The sequence below is a fragment of the Variovorax sp. GW531-E2 genome, assembly GCF_059423125.1.
Genome location: NZ_JBWKXQ010000007.1, coordinates 56,970 through 77,479, shown reverse-complemented (window position 1 = coordinate 77,479; position 20,510 = coordinate 56,970). Strand labels below are relative to the sequence as shown.

The 20,510-nt window shown below is 69.1% G+C and carries 21 protein-coding genes; 9 read left to right on the top strand and 12 right to left on the bottom strand.

Annotated elements, in window-relative coordinates; translation table 11 throughout:
- Window positions 1-2: 2 nt before the first annotated feature.
- Window positions 3-1,187, top strand: coding sequence for an ABC transporter permease (locus AC07XP_RS06975; protein ID WP_495264201.1), 1,185 nt, complete (start codon window positions 3-5; stop codon window positions 1,185-1,187).
- The gene (locus tag AC07XP_RS06970; protein WP_495264200.1) at window positions 1,187-2,329 is read left to right on the top strand and encodes an ABC transporter permease; all 1,143 of its coding nucleotides are present in this window, start codon (window positions 1,187-1,189) and stop codon (window positions 2,327-2,329) included. Before AC07XP_RS06975 ends, AC07XP_RS06970 begins: the two co-directional genes overlap by 1 nt.
- Here AC07XP_RS06970 and AC07XP_RS06965 read toward each other — a convergent pair.
- Window positions 2,326-2,955, bottom strand: a complete 630-nt coding sequence (locus tag AC07XP_RS06965; protein ID WP_062473073.1) for a TetR/AcrR family transcriptional regulator — start codon at window positions 2,953-2,955, stop codon at window positions 2,326-2,328. The genes AC07XP_RS06970 and AC07XP_RS06965 overlap by 4 nt on opposite strands.
- Window positions 2,956-3,073: 118 nt before the next feature.
- On the opposite strand from AC07XP_RS06965, the gene AC07XP_RS06960 reads away from it, so the two are divergent.
- Window positions 3,074-3,910: a metal-dependent hydrolase gene (locus tag AC07XP_RS06960; protein WP_495264199.1), complete on the top strand. Its 837-nt coding sequence runs from the start codon at window positions 3,074-3,076 to the stop codon at window positions 3,908-3,910.
- Between the two features lie 5 nt (window positions 3,911-3,915).
- Here AC07XP_RS06960 and AC07XP_RS06955 read toward each other — a convergent pair whose 3' ends face one another.
- From AC07XP_RS06955 to AC07XP_RS06920, 8 genes are all read right to left on the bottom strand, one after another.
- The gene (locus AC07XP_RS06955) at window positions 3,916-4,509 is read right to left on the bottom strand and encodes a hypothetical protein (RefSeq protein ID WP_070060930.1); all 594 of its coding nucleotides are present in this window, start codon (window positions 4,507-4,509) and stop codon (window positions 3,916-3,918) included.
- Between the two features lie 226 nt (window positions 4,510-4,735).
- Window positions 4,736-4,984 (bottom strand): hypothetical protein, encoded by a 249-nt coding sequence (locus AC07XP_RS06950; RefSeq protein ID WP_056580179.1) that lies wholly within the window; start codon window positions 4,982-4,984, stop codon window positions 4,736-4,738.
- Window positions 4,971-5,330: a hypothetical protein gene (locus tag AC07XP_RS06945; RefSeq protein WP_370680636.1), complete on the bottom strand. Its 360-nt coding sequence runs from the start codon at window positions 5,328-5,330 to the stop codon at window positions 4,971-4,973. Before AC07XP_RS06945 ends, AC07XP_RS06950 begins: the two co-directional genes overlap by 14 nt.
- A 26-nt stretch (window positions 5,331-5,356) precedes the next feature.
- Window positions 5,357-6,268, bottom strand: a complete 912-nt coding sequence (locus AC07XP_RS06940; RefSeq protein WP_495264198.1) for a DUF6999 family protein — start codon at window positions 6,266-6,268, stop codon at window positions 5,357-5,359.
- The gene (locus tag AC07XP_RS06935) at window positions 6,252-8,171 is read right to left on the bottom strand and encodes an iron-containing redox enzyme family protein (protein WP_159276637.1); all 1,920 of its coding nucleotides are present in this window, start codon (window positions 8,169-8,171) and stop codon (window positions 6,252-6,254) included. Before AC07XP_RS06935 ends, AC07XP_RS06940 begins: the two co-directional genes overlap by 17 nt.
- A gap of 4 nt (window positions 8,172-8,175) precedes the next feature.
- Window positions 8,176-9,120, bottom strand: coding sequence for a fatty acid desaturase family protein (locus tag AC07XP_RS06930; RefSeq protein WP_495264197.1), 945 nt, complete (start codon window positions 9,118-9,120; stop codon window positions 8,176-8,178).
- The gene (locus AC07XP_RS06925) at window positions 9,101-9,874 is read right to left on the bottom strand and encodes a sterol desaturase family protein (RefSeq protein ID WP_495264196.1); all 774 of its coding nucleotides are present in this window, start codon (window positions 9,872-9,874) and stop codon (window positions 9,101-9,103) included. The genes AC07XP_RS06930 and AC07XP_RS06925 overlap by 20 nt, the downstream gene beginning before the upstream one ends.
- A 9-nt stretch (window positions 9,875-9,883) precedes the next feature.
- Window positions 9,884-11,449 (bottom strand): phospholipase D family protein, encoded by a 1,566-nt coding sequence (locus AC07XP_RS06920; RefSeq protein ID WP_062473093.1) that lies wholly within the window; start codon window positions 11,447-11,449, stop codon window positions 9,884-9,886.
- Window positions 11,450-11,580: 131 nt separating this feature from the next.
- Here AC07XP_RS06920 and AC07XP_RS06915 point away from each other — a divergent pair, with 131 nt between their 5' ends.
- A complete protein-coding gene (locus tag AC07XP_RS06915; RefSeq protein ID WP_492741496.1) occupies window positions 11,581-12,138 on the top strand; it encodes a peroxiredoxin in 558 nt (185 codons plus the stop codon).
- 55 nt (window positions 12,139-12,193) lie between these two features.
- Window positions 12,194-13,627 (top strand): aldehyde dehydrogenase family protein, encoded by a 1,434-nt coding sequence (locus AC07XP_RS06910; RefSeq protein ID WP_062473096.1) that lies wholly within the window; start codon window positions 12,194-12,196, stop codon window positions 13,625-13,627.
- Window positions 13,628-13,651: 24 nt separating this feature from the next.
- On the opposite strand, the gene AC07XP_RS06905 is transcribed toward AC07XP_RS06910, so the two are convergent.
- Window positions 13,652-14,551, bottom strand: coding sequence for a ZIP family metal transporter (locus AC07XP_RS06905; RefSeq protein WP_495264247.1), 900 nt, complete (start codon window positions 14,549-14,551; stop codon window positions 13,652-13,654).
- 43 nt (window positions 14,552-14,594) lie between these two features.
- On the bottom strand, window positions 14,595-15,233 hold the full coding sequence (locus AC07XP_RS06900; RefSeq protein ID WP_495264195.1) for a superoxide dismutase: 639 nt from the start codon (window positions 15,231-15,233) through the stop codon (window positions 14,595-14,597).
- Between the two features lie 239 nt (window positions 15,234-15,472).
- Between AC07XP_RS06900 and AC07XP_RS06895 the strand changes: the two genes are divergently transcribed.
- The 4 genes from AC07XP_RS06895 to moeA are packed head-to-tail and all read left to right on the top strand — an operon-like array spanning window position 15,473 to window position 19,920.
- On the top strand, window positions 15,473-16,762 hold the full coding sequence (locus AC07XP_RS06895) for a serine hydrolase domain-containing protein (RefSeq protein ID WP_495264194.1): 1,290 nt from the start codon (window positions 15,473-15,475) through the stop codon (window positions 16,760-16,762).
- A 49-nt stretch (window positions 16,763-16,811) separates the two neighbouring features.
- On the top strand, window positions 16,812-17,951 hold the full coding sequence (moaA, locus tag AC07XP_RS06890; protein ID WP_495264193.1) for a GTP 3',8-cyclase MoaA: 1,140 nt from the start codon (window positions 16,812-16,814) through the stop codon (window positions 17,949-17,951).
- A gap of 11 nt (window positions 17,952-17,962) precedes the next feature.
- Complete coding sequence (gene mobA / locus AC07XP_RS06885; RefSeq protein ID WP_495264192.1) at window positions 17,963-18,607, top strand: molybdenum cofactor guanylyltransferase MobA; 645 nt, start codon at window positions 17,963-17,965, stop codon at window positions 18,605-18,607.
- Complete coding sequence (gene moeA, locus AC07XP_RS06880) at window positions 18,604-19,920, top strand: molybdopterin molybdotransferase MoeA (RefSeq protein WP_495264191.1); 1,317 nt, start codon at window positions 18,604-18,606, stop codon at window positions 19,918-19,920. The genes mobA and moeA overlap by 4 nt, the downstream gene beginning before the upstream one ends.
- Before the next feature lie 116 nt (window positions 19,921-20,036).
- Here moeA and rnhA read toward each other — a convergent pair whose 3' ends face one another.
- Entirely contained in the window at window positions 20,037-20,486 is a 450-nt protein-coding gene (rnhA, locus tag AC07XP_RS06875) for a ribonuclease HI (RefSeq protein ID WP_062473103.1), read from the bottom strand.
- Window positions 20,487-20,510 lie beyond the last annotated feature (24 nt).

The following is a 20,510-nucleotide window of genomic DNA, read 5'->3' as shown; positions in this document are numbered from 1 at the left end:
CCATGAGCCTGCGCGGCTTTTCCACCGCCAGCGCCCGGCGCGAATTCGCGCTGCTGCGCACGCGCCCGTGGGACCTGGCCATGATCTCGTGGGTGCCGCTGCTCGCGGTGTTCCTGATCTGGTGGATCTTCTCGGCCGGCCTGCCCACGCGCCTGCCGATCGGCGTGCTCGACCAGGACCACTCCGCCCTCTCGCGCCAGCTGGTGCGCTTCCTGGACGCCACGCCGGGCCTGCGCGTGGCGCAGCAGTACGCCGACGAAGGCGAGATGCAGCGCGCGCTCACGAGCGGCGCCGTCGACGCCGCGGTGCAGCTGCCGCGCGAACTGAGCCGCGACGTCAAGCAGGGCCGCGTCGGGCAGGTCGTGCTGCTGCACAACGCGCAGCTGGGCACGCATTCGAGCCTGATCCAGCGCGACGTGCGCACCGCCGTCGCCACGGTATCGGCCGGCGTCGAGCTCGCAGTGCGCAACAAGCGCGGCGAGTCGATGAAGGCCGCGCGCGTCAGCATGGACCCGGTCAAGGCCAGCATGGTGGCGCTGTTCAACACCTCGACCGACTACGAGCAGTTTCTCGGCGCCGCGCTCATTCCGGCGCTGCTGCACATCCTTGCGATGACGGCCGGCGCCTGGGCCGTGGGCCGCGAGCTGCGCGACCGCAGCCTGGGCGGCTGGCTCGGCGCCGCACCGCGCTGGCCTGAAGCGCTGGCCGCGCTGGCGGGCAAGCTGGCGCTGCCGTTCGCGAGCCTGTCGGCGGTGGGCCTGGCCGCCATGTTGTGGATCACGGCGGGCCGCGGCTGGCACCCGGTCGGCTCGGTGGGATGGACGCTGTTCACGCTGATGGTGTTCCTGGCGCTGTCGATCGCGCTCGGCGCCTTCGTGGCCAGCCTCACGCGTTCGCTGCGCACCGCGCTGTCGGCCACCGGCTTCATCACCGCGCCGGCCTTCGCGTTCGGCGGCGTGGGCTTTCCGCTGGTCGCCATGCCGGTGCTCGCGCAGCTGTGGGCCGGCCTGCTGCCGTACACGCACTACATCCGCGTGCAGATGGAGCAGCTGCAGATGGGCGCGCCCCTGGCCTACTCGGCCGCCACGCCGCTGTGGATGGTGGTGGGCACCGCGGTGCTGCTGGCCGTGTCGGCCACGCTGCTGGTGCGTGCGGCCGGTGCGCCCGAGACGTGGGGAGGCCGCTGATGAGCACGCGCATCCAGGGCTTCGCCGACGCCTGGCGCGACACCGCCCTCGGCGTGCTGCGCGACAAGGGCGTGCTGCTGATCATGCTGCTCGCGCCCATCATCTACGGCTTCTTCTACCCGTGGCCCTACGGCACGCAGGCCGTCACGCGGGTGCCGGTGGCGGTGGTCGACCAGGACCACAGCGGGCTGTCGCGGCAGATCGCGCGCTTCGCCATGGCCAGCCCGCGGCTGGATGTGCGCATGGTCACGTCCGACGTGCACGAGGCGCAGCAGGCGCTGTGGCGCGGCGAGATCGAAGGCTATGCGCTGCTGCCAAAGGACCTCAAGCGCAACGTGCTGCGCGGTACGCCGGCGGTGGTGAGCATCGAGGGCAACGGCGCCTACGCGCTGCTGAACAAGGCGGTGCTGTACGGCTTTTCGGAGGCGGTGGGCACGGTGTCGGCCGGTGTGGAGATCCGCAAGCTGCAGGCCGGCGGCCAAAGCGCGGTGCAGGCTGCGCGCAGCCGCAGCCCGCTCAACACGCAGCTGGTGGCGCTGTTCAACCCGACCGAGGGCTACGGCAGCTACGTGGTGCCGGCAGTGGCGCTGCTGATCCTGCAGCAGACGCTGCTGATGGGCGCCGCGATGCTGGCCGGCACCTGGGCCGAGGCCGGCCGGCTGCGCGCCGGCATGGGCGCGTGGCTGGGGCGGCTGGGCGCGCTGTCGGGCTTCGGCGTGCTGAGCGGCCTGTTCTATTTCGGCTGGGTGTTCTTCCTGCAGGACTACCCGCGCGGCGGCAATCCGTTCGCCGCGCTGGTGCTGCTGCTGTTCTACGTGCCGGCGATCTGCGTGCTCGGACTGCTGCTGGGCTGCTGGTTCCGCGACCGCGAGCGTGCGTTGCAGGTGCTGCTCTTCACTGCGCTGCCGATGGCCTTTCTCTCGGGCTTCTCGTGGCCCGTCGAGGCCCTGCCCGCGCCGCTGCAGGCGCTGCGCTGGCTGTTCCCGAGCACGGCGGGCATCCAGGCTTCGCTGCGGCTCAACCAGATGGGGGCGCCGCTGCACGACGTGCTGCCGTACCTCGGGGCGCTGGCGGCGATGGTGGTGGTGGGGCTGCTCGTGCTGTGGGCTGCGGCCACGCCGCGCAAGGCCGAGCAGGCCTAACGTCGACTGTCGGCCGCGACCGCGCGCACCAGCCGCGTGGCCGGCGCCACCAGCTCGCGCAGGTCGCCCACGCGGTCCTGCTCGATGGCCTGCAGCACCAGTTCGTTGATGCCGCCCACCACCGTCATCGCCATCTGGCTGCTCATGTGTGCCGCGGGCACCTCGCCTGAGTCGCTGCTGTTGATCGCCACCTGGATGAAGTTGGCGATCTCGCCGTTCACGCGCCGCCGCGCCGCCAAGCCCGGCAGGCCGAGCCCGAGGATCTCGACGAACAGCGTGCGCAGCAGCACCGGGTCTTGGGCGAGGTAGTCCATGTAGGCGGTCATCGCCTGCTCCACCTGCGTGTGCCAGGGCTGGGCCGGGTCGAAGGCCTCGCTCACAGCCTGCAGGCCGAGCCGGCTGGCCGTTTCGTACAGCGCGATCAGGCACTCGGTCTTGGTGCTGAAGTGCTCGTAGAACGTGCGCCGCGACACGGCGGCCTCGCGCACGATGTCGGCAATGGTGGTGTCGGCGTAGCCCTTGGCCGCCACGGCATGCGCCATGCCCTGGAGCAGCCGCGCGTAGTGCTCGCTGGGCGCGCCTTCGGCGGCATCGGGCGTGGCGGTTTTGTCGATGGTGGCAGTCATGTGCGATTCATTTTCCTACGCCTTGGTACTTGACAGTACCAGCTCACAATTGCACTATGGCGGCACGCGGTACGGAGTTGTACCAACTTTTACCCACGAACTCAGGAATTGCCACCCCATGACCGAACTCGTTGTCCGCCGCCTGCTGATTGATCTGCAACCGCCCTTCTCGCACGACTGGTGCGGCGGCGATGCCTTTTCGACGGCTTTCTTCAACGCCTTGTCGATGAGCTTCCCCTTCGGCGAGCAGTTCTTCATCGACGCCGTGCGCGACGCCATGGCCACGCTGCCGCCCGAAGTGCAGGAGCGCCATCGCGCCGACGTGCGCGGCTTCATCGGCCAGGAGGCGACGCACCGGCGCATCCATTCGCTGTTCAACGCGCACCTCGAGCAGCAGGGCCTGGTCGACCGCTGGACCGCGCGCGCCAGCCAGCGCATGGAACTGATGGACGGCGCCGATCCGCGCCACGCGCTGGCCGTGACGGCCGCCACCGAGCACTTCACGGCCATGTTCGCCGAGTGGCTGCTGGCCCGCCCCGAGATCCTCGACGGCGCCGAGCCCCGGCTGAGCACGATGTGGCTGTGGCACAGCGCGGAAGAGTTGGAGCACAAGAGCGTGGCCTTCGACATCTACAAGGCCGCGGGCGGCTCCGACGAATGGCGCACGCGCTGGTTCCGCCGCGTGACGGTGATGTTCCTCGGCGACCTGATGCGCCAGACGGTCGACAACCTGCGGCATGAAAAGCAATTGTGGAAGTGGGCCACCTGGAAGAGCGCCGCGCGCATCCTGCTGGGCCGCGGCGGCCTGCTGCGGGGCAATCTCGCGGGCTGGCGCCAGTACCTGCGCAGCGACTTCCACCCCGACCAGCAGGACAGCAGCCTCTCGGCACGCTGGCTGGCCGACAACGGCGCGCAGTTCACGCCCGTGGGCGCGCCTGCGGCAACGTCGGCCTGAGTTCGTCAGTAGATGCTGGCGCGGTGCGGGCTCAGCGCGCCCGCCTGCGTTGGCTGCCCGTCGGCGCGCAGCGTGAGGTCGTGCAGCGTGTCGAAATCGGACGGCGCATCGGGCACGCGCATCACCACTTCGAGTTCGTGCATGGAAGCGACCCAGCGGCCGGCCGGCGATTCGGCCGGCTCGTCGTTGGCGAACACGCCGTCGCGGATGTAAAGCGTTTCGCCTTCGGGGCGCTCGCCGTGCAGCTCGATCAGGCGCGCGATCGAGAAGTTGTAGGTCACGAGCTTTTCGCGCGTGCGGCGGTCCTTGCCGCCGCAGTTGAACGAGCCCTCGGCCGCGATCACGATGCAGGAGCCGTCCACCCCGCCGTCGATGGCGATCTCGTTGCCCGAGCGCCAGATGGCGTTGGGCAGGCGCACGCGCACCTTGTCGATCACGAGGTCGCGTTGCTTGTTGAGGGCGCCAAGCGGCGGCACCAGCGAGCGCAATTGGCGCAGGCGCTCGGCGAAGTTGTCGTCCATGAGGAATTCGACATGGTGCGTGGCGCTGCCGGACGAGCGCTTGACGACCTGCATGACGACGTGACGTGGCTTGTTCACAGCTCAGGCCCTCCACGCAGAGAAAAATCCACGCCCGCTGCGGGGCACCGATCGCCTTCTTGCTGGATTTGAGTGGTCATCGGCTACAAATTAGAACTTTAGATTAAATGCAATTACTTGCATCATTTGTGTCCAACTGTATATCGATTGCGACCGGGATGGAAGGCAATCGACGACATGCCGATGAGGCCATGTCGCCAACGCGACGCGGCGCCGTGCTAGGCGCTCAGCTCGACGATGCTTCGGCCTCGAGGGCCTCGTCGAGCGCCTTGCACGAGGGCGCGCAGACGGTCTGCGACTTGCCCAGCACCTGGCGCGTGCGCAGCTGCGAACGCACGCGGTGCTTGCCGCACATGAAGCAGGACATCGTGGCCCCGCTGAACGACGCCGAGGCGCGGAACGGAGAGCCCGGCGCCTTCGATTTGTAGCGCAGCCCGTCCGCCACCACTGCCGTTTTCACTTCACCCTTGGCCATGCATCTTGTCCTTGTTCGATTCGTCACCGCGCATGGCGCGGGCAATGGCTTCCCTGGCTGCGCCTTCGGCGGCCAGGGAAACGTCCAGCGCCGAGCGGCAAAGGCCGGCGTGCTGGTAATTCATATTTTCGTAGACCTCGGAGGCGGCCGGATAGGCATCGAGCAACTGGCCCAGTTCGGCACCGGGCTCGACGTCTTCGAATTCATGCACCAGGTGCTCGACCACCGAGCGGTACTGCTCGGCGCCGACCGGCACGGCGCTGTGCTCAAGCCTCTCCAGCAGTTGAGCCAGCACGTGGGTCACCGCCAGATCGGTCTTGGGGGACGGATTTCGGGTCGTGTTCATGGTTTGCATGTGGGGACAGCATACCCCTATGCAAGGGGCGGGTCGCGCGGAAGTGTCTCTGCCGACATGGCTTCCTGCGCCGCGCGCATGCGCTGGAGCAGGCTGTGAAGCATTTCGGTCGACAGGCCGTGGATCACCAGCCGGTGCCCGGCCCGCAAGGTCGACAGCGGCACCAGCGGATGCTTGTTGTTGACCAGGATCAGGTGCTCGGGCGCGTTCAGGATCGTCGCCGCGTAGATGCCGATGGTTTCGTCCAGTTGCAAGGAGTTGGCGGCGCGCCAGAAATCGTTGTCGGTCAGCATCAGCTGGTACAGCGGCGTGAACAGCTCGATGGCGCTTTGCAGGTCGAGAAAATTGAGCTTGCCCTGCGGCATGTCTTCCAGCCGCAACGCCGGCGGCTGGATCATCGAGAAATCGACCTGCTCGGCCTTGCACAGCGCCAACCCCTTGTCGCGCAGCGCGGTGTTCAACCGGATCACGAAGTTAAACAGGTTCAGGTCGTGCTTCAGGAACATCTCGTCCTTCAGCGCGTCGATGTCGGCCGGCTCCAGCGGCGAGGTGCCCACGGGCGCGGGCGAGTTGCGGCCGATGAAGGCCAGCACCTGCGAGCCCAGGTGAAAGTGCCGCAGGATCAGCCAGTTCGCCTCGGGCGACACGAAGCGCTTGAGCCCCCACGCCAGGAAACGGTGCAGCAGCACCGAGTGCGACCAGTTGCGCGGCACGAACACCTTCACGATCTGGATCAGGATGATCGTCAGCCGCGCGATCGGCCGCAGGAACGGCAGCAGGTACTGGCGCGAGGCCGAGCTCGAATCGGCCAGCCACGCGGCCTTCACGTCATCGGGCAGCGGCGTGCTCTGGTCGAGGTACAGCGCCAGCCACGGGCTGGGGTCGCGCTCGTCGTGGGCTTGCGTCAGGAATTCAGGCGTTCGATCCATGGGGCATTCGTTCGGTGATGTGCTGGAACTGCATCAGGTACAGCGCCGCCGTGTGGCGCGCGGTGTCGGCAATCTGTCGGGCGGCGCGGGCCTGCCCTTCCACGGCCATCACCATCTCGACCGCGGCGAGCCAGCGGTTCAGGTGGTGCTCATCGTTGTGGCCGTGGTACTCGAGGAAACGGAAGGCGTCGGGCGGCAGCTTCAGGCTGGCCTTGAGCAGCGGCAGCAGCGCCGGCACGATGCGCTGGCCCGTGCCTTCGATGATGTAGATCGCGCCCAGCAGGCCGATCGGGTCGCGCGTGGCGGCCAGCCCGTGCAGGTAGGCGTTGAGTGCCTCGCCGCCGGGGTTGCGGCGCAGTTCATCGATCGATTCGACCGTGCCACCGGCCTTGCGGTAGTCGCTGAAGAGGATGTTGAAGTCGTTCTGCTCCTCGCCCGCGTGCACGTCGATCAGCGACGACAGCATGCGGTACGGCTCGCTGAGCGAGGCGGCGCCTTCGCGCATCCACAGACTGCCTTCGCGCACCTGCGGCACCCACTGCTCCATCCAGTTCAGGTAGTCGGGCACGGCGAAACGGCGCTCGCGGATCTGGCGGATCAGCGGCGTGCGCCACACGCGCGAGCGGTAGTCGTGCCAGATGGCGGCCAGCTCGGTGAGCAAGGCGCCCAGGCCTTCGGGCGCGGCGGCCGGGTCGTGCGGGGGCGCGATGACGAGGTCGTCGTCGGGCGCCACCGCCGCCGCGCGGGGCGCGATCACGACGGGCGCCGCATCGACGGCCTCGACCTCGAGCAGCATGTACGCCGCCATGAAGCGCCCCGACTCCGGCACGTAGCAGAAGATCTGCTCGCCCGGCTTCAGCGCCTTGGTGTGCAGGAACTCGGCCAGCATCACGAGGATCGACGCTGCGCCCGTGTTGCCGCGCCAGGCCAGGTTGCTCCACCAGCGCTCGCGCGGAATCGCCAGGTCGGCCTTGGCCATCAGGTCTTCGACCACCGGGATGAATTTTTCCGACGAGTAGTGGCACAGGAAATGGTCGACCCGCTTCGGATCGACCCAGCCGTCGCGCACCAGGCCCGCGTATTCGTGGATGCCGATGTCGAACAGGTGCGGCAAGAGCCGGATGTCCTGGCGCAGCGACAGCGCGCCGGCCGCCTCGGCCTCGGCCCATGAGCCGAAATCGAGATGCCCGCGCGCGCGGTCTTCGGTCAGGCCGAGCTGCATGCACACCGGGTAGTCGCCCGAGAAGGCGCGCTGGTGCACCCACTTCAGCTTCAGCCGCAGCCCCGGCTTGCCGGCCAGCGCAGGCGTGCCGTCGGACAGCAGCAACGCCCCCGCGCCATCGGACAGCATCCAGCGCAGGAAGTGCGAGTCGAAATCGGTCTCGTAGCCACGCGCCGCGAAGCGCGAGCGCTTGAACAGGCGCGACGGCATCTCACTGGCCACCGCCAGCGCCGAGCGGTGTGCGCCCAGCTCGATGCCCTGCGCCGCCGTCTGGATCGCCGACACGCCGGCCGCGCAGATGCCGTGCACCGAATGCGTTTCCATCGGCTGCGCCGCCAGCTCGCCCTGGATCATGTTGGCGAAGCCGGGCATCAGCGTGTCGCCGCCCGAGGAGCCGCTGGCCAGCAGCGACACGCGCGACAGCTCCGCGCCGCCACGCTGCAGGCAGTCGCGGATCGCGCCGGCCGCCAGCTGCGCGTTGGTGTGCCGCGTCACGCCTTCCTCGTCGATCGCGTAGTGCCGCGTGAGGATGCCGTTCTCGGCCAGGATGCGGCGCTTGATGCGCTCCGACATGCGATTGAGCGGCGCGATGTACGCGTCCATGCGGTCGTTGGGAACAGGCTCGCCGGGCATGAAGTAGCCGGCGCTTTCGAGGTACACGCGTTGGAATGAAACGGGCATGGGTTCAGGAGATGGGTGAATCGGGAGGCATCAGCGAGCGGCTGCGAAAACGCGGCCACACGGTCCCCAGCACGAAGACGCGCACCATGTACGGCACCAGCCCGCCCTCGTTGAGCGCGGGTGCCACCTGCGCGCGGTAGCGCGTGTGATGCAGGTGCGTGAGCTCGGACCAATGGGCATGCGGGTTCTCGTGGTGTGCGGTGTGCAGGCCGATGTTGAACAGCAAGGGGTTCACCAGCCCCTCGAAATTGCGCGCGTAGTTCAGCTGGCTACCGCGGGTATCGCCGGATGCCTCCTTGCGCGGCGTCTTGCGGCCGTCGGCGTGCGCGTGCTGCAGGTAGTTGGTGGCCAGCAGCCAGTGCAGGCCGTGCAGCTGCGGCACGATCACGAACAGCAATGCCTTGCGCCAGTCGATCGCCAGCAGCACGGTCCAGCTGACCAGCCACAGCGCGTACTGCGCCATGCAATAGCGCCAGGCGCCGCGGTGGTGCCGGTGCAGCCGCGCGAGCCAGCCGAAGAACACCGGCATCAGCACCCACACTGCCTGGAACGGGTGCAGCAGGTAGCCCCACAGGTGGTTGGTGTCGCCGCCGAAGCGGTAGGTGCGCGCCACGTCCTTCGGCCCGTGGCGGTGGCGATGGTGGTTGGCCACGTGCGCAGGCCAGAAGACGAAGGTCGGATGGCCCTGCAGCAGCGTGATCCAGAAGTCGGTCAGCCGGTTCATGCGCCGCCCGCGCCACATGCGCAGGTGCACGTGGTTGTGATGAATCACGCCGATGCCGAGCGTGAGGAACAGCATCAGCGCATACAGCACCACCTGGAAACCGTGCACCCACTGCCACGCCGCCAGCGCGGGCAAGGCGACGAGGTACGCGAGGCTTTGCCAGTCGCGCCAGTGGCGCAGCCGCGGCAGCCGATGGCGCACGGCGTCAGGCCGTCGTGGCGCCATGCTTCTTTCGAAACGCCTGGAACAGCGGCTCGGCCGCATCGGCCGCGATGCGCGTGCGGAACAGCCGGTCCATGAAGGTGAACTGGAAACCGTAGTTGCCGTTGTGCACGGCATGGTGCAGGTGGTGACGGCGGCTCGCGGCGAACCAGTGGCTGTACGACACGCCGGGCACGAAGTCGTAGTTCGAATGCCCGACGCAGTTGAAGAACAGGCTGAACACCGGCACCGACGCCAGCGACCAGAAGCTGAAGTCGTGCAGCACCATCGGCAGCAGGATCACGTTGCCGAGCATCAGCGCCTCGATCGGGTGAAAGCTGTAGGTGGCCCACGGCGTGGTCACGAACGAGCGGTGGTGCGGCCCGTGGAAACGGCGCAGCCAGCGCGTGTGCAGCAGCCGGTGGTTGAGCCAGAAATGCACGTCGTTCCACACCGCGAGCACGAGGATCTCGAGCCCGATGCGGCGCCAGCCCGCGTCAGGCTCGAGCTGCGCCCAGCCCAGCTGCAGCAGCCCCCACGGGAACACCATGCCCAGCCCGAAGATCAGCACCGAGATGCCCGACTGCGTGAGCTCGCGCCGCAACTGGCCGGGCTGCAACGGCCGAGGGTCGAGCGCGCGCCCGATGCCCAGCGCCGGCAGCACGCGCTTCGTGAGCAGCCAGGTGAGCGCGCCGAAACCCAGGTAGATGCCGCCGAAGAACAGCAGGCCCCACAGCATGACCTGCGGGGCCGAAAGAGAAGTGAAGGTCTGCGCCATCCCCCGAGGCTACAACAGCATCTCGGGCACCAGCGGGGAGATCAGGGTGTTGTACAGGCGCTGGAAGAAACCCGACTCGGGTTCCGAGGTGAGGATCACCTCTTTCTCGCCGTCGTTCGTGAGCCACTCGAGCGTGCCGCCCTCCTTCGACAGCCGCAGCCGGTACGAGTTCTGCAGCTTGCTCACGTGGATGATGCGCAGCATCTCGCGCGCCAGCTGCGGGTTGTCGACCACCACGCCCATCTCGGTGTTCTGGCTGGCCGAACGCGGATCGAGGTTCATCGAGCCGATGAAGATGCGCGTCTTGTCGATGGCGGCGGTCTTGGCGTGCAGCCGGCCCAGCGAGTTGCCGAAGCTGCCGAAGCGCATGCTCGCGGTGGTGCGCTGCGGGCTCAGCTCGTACAGGTCAGCGCCGCCTTTCAGCAGGCGCTCGCGGTAGCGCGCGTAGCCGGTGTGCACCAGCGGCTCGTCGTTGGCGGCCAGCGAATTGGTCAGCAGCGTGAGCTTGACCTTGCGCTTGGCCAGGTCCTCGAAGGCGGCCATGCCGCGCTCGCCCGGCACGAGGTAGGGCGAGGTCAGGTCGACCTCGGTCTTGGCGTCGAGCAGCAGCGCCCAGACCTTCATCGTCACGCTGGTGGCAATGGCGTCCTCGGCCGTCAGCGTCGTGGGCTTGGAGGGCGGGTCGGCGATGGCGCGGGCCTCGCCCCACAGCAGGCCCATGCGGCCGCCGTCGAGTTCTTCGGCGATGGGGCCGTAGCCGAGGATGTCCGAGGGCGGCAGCACGACCTTCGGCGGCGGGCCCGACATGCCGATCTCGGCATCGAAGGTGGCGGCGCCGGCCTCTTTGCGCACGATCTCGGCAATGGGCCAGATCTGGTCGCTGTTCCAGTAGGCGTCGAAGATGGACTCGAGCTGCGGCACCACCTTGCCGACCACCAGCGCGTCCATGTCGATGAAGTTCTGCGCCTCGCTCAGCACGAAATACTCGTCAGCGATGTTGCGCCCGCCCACCACCGCCATCGCGCCGTCGGCAATGAAGAGCTTGTTGTGCATGCGGTGGTTGAGGCGGTGGATGTCGAAGATCGACACCACGAAGCGCGACAGGAACCCGTCGCGCGCGCAGCAGAACGGGTTGAACAGGCGCACCGACACATTCGGCGTCTCGGACAGCGCCAGCAACAGCTGCTGGCTCTTCACCGTGTACAGGTCGTCCACCAGCACCCGCACCTTCACGCCGCGCGCCGCCGCCTCGCGCAGCGTGCGCAGCAGCAGCCGGCCGGTGGCGTCGTTCTCGAGCTGGTAGTACTGCACCACCAGCGAGCGCTCGGCGCGCTGCGCGAGCTGCAGGCGCGCGTCGAGCGAGTACACGCCCAACGGCATCAGCCGGAAGCCCGAATGTTCGCCGGGCGGCGTGGAGGCCGCGACGATCTTCGCGAGCGCGGTACCCGGGTCGGCAGCGGCCGCGTGTTCGGCCGGGCGTTCGCGCGCCGGCGGCAGCGAGCCGCACGCGCCGAGCAATGCCAGCAGCACGCCGGCCAGCGCCGTGCGCAGAAGAGATCGGGCCCAGGCGTTCATGGTCGGGTTCCTCTTGTCGTTGTGGATGCCACTGCCCTGATGTACGCCGGTCCTCCCGCGGCGGTTTCAACGGGGCCCTTTTTGCGAAGCGTCGTCCTAGAATTCGATTCACTTCGCTTCGGAGTTACATCATGGCCCGATCGCTCCTTTTGCGCACCGCTTTGTGGGCCGCGGCCCTCGCCGCCGGGGTACCCAGTGCCCACGCCGCACTCGACATCGGCGACCCGGTGCCCAAGTTCACGGCCACGGCCGCGCTCGGCGGCAAGACCTTCCGCTACTCGCTGGCCGAGGCGCTGGCCAAGGGGCCGGTGGTGCTGTACTTCTTTCCGGCGGCCGATTCCAACGACTGCTCCATCGAGGCCCACGCCTTCGCCGAGGCAGTCGACCAGTTCGCCGCGCTGGGCGCCTCGGTGATCGGCGTGTCGGCCGACGACATCGACACGCTCTCCAAGTTCTCGGTCAAGTCGTGCCAGAGCCGCTTTCCGGTGGCCTCCGACCAGGGCAAGACCGTGATCCAGGGCTTCGACGCGCTGATGCAGACCCGGCCCGACTTCGCCAACCGCCTGTCGTACGTGATCGCGACCGACGGCAAGGTTGCCTACTACTACCAGAACCTCAACCCCGACAAGCATGTCGAGCGCATGCTGAACGCCGTGCGCGCGCTGCCCAAAGCCACCGCGGCGAAGTAAGGCGGGCCGGCCGGGGCGCCACGCGCGGGGCGGGCTTCGCGCAAAATCTCGCCCCATGCAGCTCAACTACATCGCCAACGCGGACGTTCCCTCCGCCTCCGGCCGCACCCTCCCCGTCATCGACCCGTCGGACGGCCAGCCCTTCGACGAAATCCAGCGCAGCAACGCCGCCGACATCGACGCCGCCGTGCGCGCCGCGCGCGACTGCTTCGAGGGCGTGTGGCACAAGGTCAGTGCCGCCGACCGCGGCCGCCTGCTCTTCAAGCTCTCGCAGAAGATCGCCGAGCACGTCGACGAGCTCGCGCTCATCGAGCAGCGCGACTGCGGCAAGCCCGTGAAGCAGGCCCGCGCCGACGCGGTGGCGCTGGTGCGCTACTTCGAGTTCTATGCCGGCGCCTGCGACAAGCTGCACGGCGAGACCATTCCCTACCAAGACGGCTACAGCGTCTTCACCTGGCGCGAGCCGCACGGCGTCACGGGCCACATCATTCCGTGGAACTACCCGATGCAGATCTTCGGGCGCAGCGTGGGCGGCGCCCTGGCGGCCGGCAACGTGTGCGTGGTCAAGCCCGCCGAGGACGCCTGCCTGTCGCTGATCCGCGTGGCGCAACTGGCGGCCGAGGTCGGTTTTCCGGCCGGCGCGCTCAACATCGTGACGGGCTACGGCCATGAAGTGGGCGACGCGCTCGCGCGCCACGAAGGCATCGACCACATCAGCTTCACGGGCAGCCCGAAGATCGGCACGCTGATCCAGCAGGTGGCGGCCGAGCGGCACTGCCCGGTCACGCTCGAGCTGGGCGGCAAGAGCCCGCAGATCGTGTTTGCCGACGCCGACCTGGACGCGGTGATTCCCGTGGTGATCAACGCCATCGTGCAGAACGCCGGCCAGACCTGCTCGGCAGGCTCGCGCGTGCTGATCCAGCGCGACATCTACGAGCCCCTGCTCGAGCGCCTGGGCCATGCCTTCGAAGCCCTGCGCGTGGGCCCCGCGGCGATGGACCTCGACGTCGGCCCGCTGATCCGCCAAACGCAGCAGCAGCGCGTGTGGGACTTTTTGAGCGACGCGCAGCACGCCGGCATCCCGATGGTGGCGCAGGGCGTGGTGGTCGAGGAAGCGCCCGAGACCGGCTTCTACCAGGCCCCGACCCTGCTGCGCGACGTGCCCGTGGGCCATCGCCTGGCGCAGGAAGAAGTGTTCGGCCCCGTGCTCGCCGCGATGCAGTTCGCCGACGAGGACGAAGCCGTGGCCCTGGCCAACGCCACCCAGTTCGGCCTCGTGGCCGGCGTCTGGACGGCCGACGGCGCGCGCCAGTTCCGCATGGCCCGGCGCGTGAAGAGCGGCCAGGTGTTCATCAACAACTACGGCGCGGGCGGCGGCGTGGAACTGCCGTTCGGTGGCGTGAAGTCGTCGGGCTACGGGCGCGAAAAGGGCTTCGAGGCGCTGTACGGCTTCACGACCCTGAAGACCATCGCCGTCAAGCACGGCTGAAGCTGACGACGCCGCGCGCGGGCATCAGCCCAGCGCGGTGTCCAGCAGCATCATCAGCACGAAGCCGATCATCAGCCCGCTGGTCGCATAGGCCTCGTGCCCCTTGCGGTGCGATTCGGGAATGATCTCGTGGCTGATCACGAACAGCATCGCGCCTGCCGCGAAGCCCAGCCCCCAGGGCAGCAGCATCGCCGAATGCCCCACCACCGCCGCGCCGAGCACGGCGCCCAGCGGCTCGACCAGCCCCGAGGCCATGCCGATCAGCACCGCGAACAGGCGGCTGTAGCCCGCCGCCAGCAACGCCACGGCGACCACCAGCCCCTCGGGCACGTCCTGGATCGCGATGCCGGTGGCGAGCGCATCGGCGCGCACGCCGTTGTTGGCCGCATAGCCGACGCCGATGGCCAGACCCTCGGGCACGTTGTGCAGCGCGATCGCGAACACGAAGAGCCACGTGCGGCGCAGCTGCCGCCCGCTCTGCCCTTCGCGGCCCTTGATGAAGTGCTCGTGCGGCAGCACGCGGTCCATGGTCATCAGCACCAGGCCGCCCAGCAGGATGGCCGTGCCGATCACGCCGCCGGCGGCCCAGTCGCCGCCGCCGAAGACGCCCGTCGACTTGGCGGCGTCCAGCCCGGGAATGATCAGCGAGAAGGCGCAGGCCGCGAGCATCACGCCGGCGCCGAAGCCGAACAGCGTGTCCTGCAGCTTGTCGGGCAGCTTCTGCGAGAACAGCACCGGCAGCGTGCCCAGCGCGGTCGCCAGCGCCGCCACCGAGCCGCCGCGCAGCGCGTTCCACACCAGCGGGTCGGCGCGCACGAAGGACCAGAACTGCGACGCCAGCGCCAGCGCGCCGGCCGCGACGATGGCAAAGCCGATCCACTCGCGCACCGGGCGCGGCGACCTTGGCGGCGGCTGTGCGGCCATCGTGCCTTGCGGCGAGTCGTTCATGGGCGGGCTCCTCTTCGGTTCATCGGCCGCCGGTCGCGGCGGCATGGCGGCGGGCCACCTCGGCCCAGTTCACCACGTTGTAGAAGGCCGCGATGTACTCCGGGCGGCGGTTCTGGTACTTCAGGTAGTAGGCGTGCTCCCACACGTCCAGGCCCAGGATCGGGGTCTTGCCCGAGCCGATGCCGCGCATCAGCGGGCTGTCCTGGTTGCCGCTGCTTTCCACGGCCAGCTTGCCGTCGGCACCGACGACCAGCCAGGCCCAGCCGCTGCCGAAGCGCGTGAGCGCGGCCTTGGTGAAGGCGTCCTTGAAGGCGTCGAAGCCGCCCAGGTCGGCGTCGATGGCCTGCGCGAGCGCGCCCGACGGCGCCCCGCCACCGCCCTGGTCCACGGGGGCCATCACGGTCCAGAACAGGCTGTGGTTGGCGTGGCCGCCGCCGTTGTTGCGCACGGGGGCGCGCAGCGCCTCGGGCAGTTCTTCGACACCGGCGACGAGGGCTTCGACCGGCGTGTCCGCGTGCGGCGTGTCTTTCAACGCCGCATTCAGGTTGTTCACGTAGGTCTGGTGGTGCTTGCCGTGGTGGATCTCCATCGTCTGCGCGTCGATGTGGGGTTCGAGCGCGTCGAAGGCATAGGGCAAGGCTGGCAGGGTGTACGGCACGGTTCGGAAGCTCCTTGTTGGAAGAGAGCCCTTTGCGTGGTGCTTGTGCTGCGTACTCAGGCGTTCAAATGATAGTAATTCTCATTGTCTGCGTCAAGATATCGGCGTCATAGATGCCGCCAATCGGCCAGCACGCCATCGCCGAAGCGCCGATACACTGCCCCGCGACCGGCTCGCACGGACGGCGCCAAGACCGTCCTGCCGGTTGCATCCATCCACCACCGACGGAGACAACACGCATGACCATCCTGAAGCGCCGCGCCCTGGTGCGCACGGCCCTGCTCGGCCTGAGCCTCGCCCTGCCGCTGCTCGCCACCGCCCAGTCGCTGCCCACCGCCCGGCCCGAGTCGGTGGGCCTGTCGGGCGAACGCCTGCAGAAGCTCACCGACGTGCTCAAGGCCGACGTGGCCGCCGGCAAGATCCCCGGCGCGGTGCTGCTGGTCGCTCGCCAGGGCAAGGTCGCGTGGTTCGAACCCGTCGGCAAGCTCGACGCCACCGCCGGCACGCCGATGCCGCGCGACGGCATCTTCCGCATCTACTCGATGAGCAAGCCCATCACCACGGTCGCCGCGATGATGCTGGTGGAAGACGGCCGCATGAAGCTGGACGACCCGGTCGCGATGTACCTGCCCGAGTACGCCCGCATGACGGTGGGCATCGAGAAGCCCGGCGCCGACGGCAAGCCGGTGCTCGAGACCGTGCCCGCGCGCCGCCCGATCACCGTGCAGGACCTCATGCGCCACACCTCGGGCCTGACCTACGGCTTCTTCGGCCCGGGGCTGGTGAAACAGACCTACAACACCGCCAACCTCGCGGAAGGCGATCCGACCAGCGCCGAGTTCTCGCAGCGACTGGCCAAGCTGCCGCTGGCCTACCAGCCCGGCACGACCTGGGACTACAGCTACTCGACCGACATCCTGGGCCGCGTGGTCGAGGTGGTGTCGGGCCAGTCGCTGTACCAGTTCGAAAAGGCGCGCCTGTTCGACCCGCTGGGCATGAAGGACACCACCTACTACGTGCCCGAACCGGCGCGCCAGCCGCGCATCGCCGAGCCGCTGCCGAGCGATCGCAGCTTCGGCGTGGGCGCCGACCTGAACGACCCGCGCATCGTGCGCAAGTTCGAATCGGGCGGCGGCGGGCTGGTGTCGACCGCATCCGACTACGCGCGCTTCCTGCAGATGCTGCTCAACGGCGGCACGCTCGACGGCACGCGCTACCTCGGCCCGCGCACGCTGGCGCTGATGACGACCGACCATTCGAACGCCGGCGCCGGCATCGTGCCCGGCCCGCTGTACCTGCCGGGCCCGGGCTACGGCTTCGGCCTGGGCTTCGCGGTGCGCCGCAACGACGGCGAGGCACCCTACCCGTCCGGCGGCGGCGAGTACAACTGGGGCGGCGCGGGCGGCACCTACATGTGGGTCGATCCGAAGAACGAGCTGTTCGTCGTGCTGATGCTGCAGTCGCCCAAATACCGCACCCACTACCGAAGCCTCGCGCGCAACATGGTCTATGCAGCAGTGCTGAAGTAGCCCGCATGGCGCGCGGTCGCGGGCCATGGCGCAAAATCGGCATCGCCCCATGAAGAAAAGCAGCAGCACCGTCATTCCGATCGCTCAGGCCGGCCACGCCGTCGTGGCCGCGCCGGACATTGCCGTGCCCGCCACCGGCCTGCTGGCCGACCGGCTGGGCCGCCCGCTGACCGACCTGCGCATCAGCGTGACCGACCGCTGCAACTTCCGCTGCAGCTACTGCATGCCCAAGGACGTGTTCGACAAGGACTACCAGTACCTGCCGCACAGCGCCCTGCTGAGCTTCGAGGAAATCACGCGCCTGGCGCGCCTGTTCGCCTCGCACGGCGTGCACAAGATCCGCCTGACCGGCGGCGAGCCGCTGCTGCGCAAGCACATCGAAGGGCTCATCGCCCAACTGGCCGAGCTGCGCACGCCCGGCGGCGACCCGCTCGAGCTCACGCTCACCACCAACGGCTCGCTGCTGAAACGCAAGGCCACCGCGCTGAAGGCCGCCGGCCTGCAGCGCGTGACCGTGAGCCTGGACAGCCTGGACGACGCCGTGTTCCGCCACATGAACGACGTCGACTTTCCGGTGGCCGACGTGCTGGCCGGCATCGACGCCGCCCTGGCCGCGGGCCTGGGCCCGATCAAGGTCAACATGGTGGTCAAGCGCGGCACCAACGAGCAAGAGATCCTGCCGATGGCGCGCTACTTCCGCGAGCACCACGGCGGCAAGGTCGTGCTGCGCTTCATCGAGTACATGGACGTGGGCGCCACCAACGGCTGGCGCATGGACGAGGTGCTGCCCTCGGCCGACGTCATCGCCCGCATCGCGGCCGAATTTCCGCTCGTGCCGCTCGAAGCCACCACGCCCGGCGAGACCGCCCAGCGTTGGGCCTATGCCGACGGCGGCGGCGAGATCGGCGTGATCAGCAGCGTGACCCAGGCCTTCTGCCACGACTGCAGCCGCGCGCGCCTGTCGACCGAGGGCAAGCTGTACCTGTGCCTGTTCGCAAGCCAGGGCCACGACCTGCGTCCGATGCTGCGCGACGGCGCGAGCGACGGCGACATCGCCTCCGCCATCGGCCATATCTGGCAGGGCCGCGCCGACCGCTATTCCGAGCTGCGCGCGCTGCGCGGCCCCGACGACAGCCCCCCCGACGCGGCAGCGCCCCGGCGCGTCGAGATGAGCTACATCGGCGGATGAGGCCGCCAGCCATGAGTACCTCACCGGCCATCGCAGCGGCCGACATCACGGGCCTCGTGCTCGCCGGCGGGCGCGGCACCCGCATGGGCGGGGTCGACAAGGGCCTGCAACCGCTCCAGGGCGAAGTGCTCGCCGCGCACGCCGTGCGGCGCCTGCGCCCGCAGGTCGGCCGCGTGCTGATCAATGCCAACCGGAACTTCGCGGCCTACGAAGCGCTGGGCGTGCCCGTGTTCGCCGACAGCGTGCCCGACCACCCCGGCCCGCTCGCCGGCATGCTGAGCGGGCTCGAACACTGCCCCACGCCCTGGCTGCTCACCGTGCCCTGTGACACGCCGCGCTTTCCACCCGACCTGGCGGTGCGGCTGGCCGAAGCCCTGGCCGCCGAGGGCCCCCACGCGCGCATCGCCATGGCCGCCGCGCCTGAAACCGAGGCCGACGGCCGCACAGTGCTGCGTCGCCAGCCGGTGTTCTGCCTGCTGCACATCGAACTGCGCGACAGCCTGCGCCGCTTTGTCGAGGAAGGCGGCCGCAAGGTCGGCGCCTGGACCGCGCAGCACAACGCCCTGACCGTTCCCTTCGATCGCCCCGGCGACGCGCCCGACGCCTTCTTCAACGCGAACACGCTGGCCGATCTGCAGACGCTCGAACAGCCATGAGCCGCATCGCCGCCATCGCCGCCGACCTCGCGGACTACGACGCGGGCGACCTCGACGTCGACACCGTCGCCGCCTTTCTCGCGCGCCTCGTCGCACCGCTGGCCGTGGCAGACACCGAAGAGGTCGCGCTGCGCGACGCGCTCGGCCGCGTGCTGGCCGACGACCTCGTCTCGCCGGTGAGCGTGCCGCCGCACGACAACTCGGCCATGGACGGCTACGCCTTCGACGGCGCGCTGCTGCCGGCCGATGCGCCCATCGACCATTCGCTCACGCTGCGCGTGGCGGGCACGGCGCTGGCCGGCTCGGCCTGGCGCGGCGCGCTCGGGCCGCACGACGCGGTACGCATCATGACCGGCGCGATGATGCCGGCGGGCCTGGACACCGTGATCCCGCAGGAGTTCTGCAAGGTCGACGGCGACCAGGTCTGCTTTCCGGCCCGCGTGCTGGGCCGCGGCGACAACCGCCGCCTGGCCGGCGAAGACCTGATGCAGGGCCAAGCGGCGCTGCGGCGCGGCGAGCGCCTGTCGCCGGCCGCGCTCGGCATGGTCGCCAGCCTCGGCCTGGCGCGCGTGACCGTGCGGCGCCGGCTGCGCGTGGCGTACTTCTCGACCGGCGACGAAATCCTCTGCCTGGGCGACACGCCGCGCGAAGGCGCCGTGTACGACAGCAACCGCTACACCCTGTTCGGCCTGCTCACGCGGCTGGGCTGCGAGGTGGTCGACCTCGGCCTGGTGCACGACGACCCCGCCACGCTCGCGGCCACGCTGCAGCGCGCGGCGCACGAGGCCGATGCCATCGTCACCAGCGGTGGCGTGAGCGCAGGCGCGGCCGACCACACGCGCGACGTGATGCAGCAACTGGGCGACATGGCCTTCTGGCGGGTCGCGATGCGGCCCGGCCGGCCGCTGGCGGTGGGGCTGATTCCGCGTCCGCGCGAGGCCACCGCCACGTCGGCCGTGCTGTTCGGCCTGCCGGGCAATCCGGTGGCGGCGATGGTCGCCTTCCTGGCCTTCGTGCGGCCGGCGCTGCTGCGGCTGATGGGCTGCCACGACGAAGCCTGCGCCCCGCCGCCGCTGCTGCGCGCACGCAGCGCCGGGCCCATCCGCAAGAAGCCGGGGCGCACCGAGTACCAGCGCGGCGTTGTCCGCCAAGTGCCGGGGTCGTTGCCCGAGGTGCGGGTGGCGGCGCACCAGGGTTCGGGCGTGCTGAGCTCGATGCTCGAGGCCAACGGGCTCGTGGTGCTGCCCCACGAGCAGGGCCATGTCGACGCCGGGCAGGAAGTCGACGTGATGGTCTTCGAAGGGCTCATCTAGTACACCCCCAGGCTTCGCGCACTTCGTGTCGCTTCGCCAACCCCCTCGCCGGGGGCGACACCAGCGGCCCGGCAAAGCCGGTTCCGCGGTGTCTCACGAACAGACAGTCTCGACAGTCAGAGCCGCCCCAATGCCTTGTCCACGCCCTTGTTGGCCAGCATGTCGGCCCGCTCGTTGCCCGGATCGCCTGAGTGCCCCTTGACCCAGCGCCACTCGATCTGGTGGCCGCCCTCGGACACCAGCTTGTCGAGCTTCTGCCAGAGCTCGACGTTCTTCACGGGCTGCTTGGTCGAGGTGAGCCAGCCCTTGGCCTTCCAGCCGCGAATCCATTCGGTGATGCCCATGCGCACGTACTGGCTGTCCAGGTACAGCAGCACCTTGCAGGGCCGCTTGAGCGCGGCCAGCCCTTCGATCACGGCCGTGAGTTCCATGCGGTTGTTGGTGGTGTTGAGTTCACCGCCGAACAGTTCCTTCTCGGTGGGGCCCGACTTGAGCCACGCGCCCCAGCCGCCCGGTCCCGGGTTGCCCTTGCACGCGCCATCGGTGTAGATCACGACTTCGTTCAAACTGACTGTTCCTTTTTTCTCTAG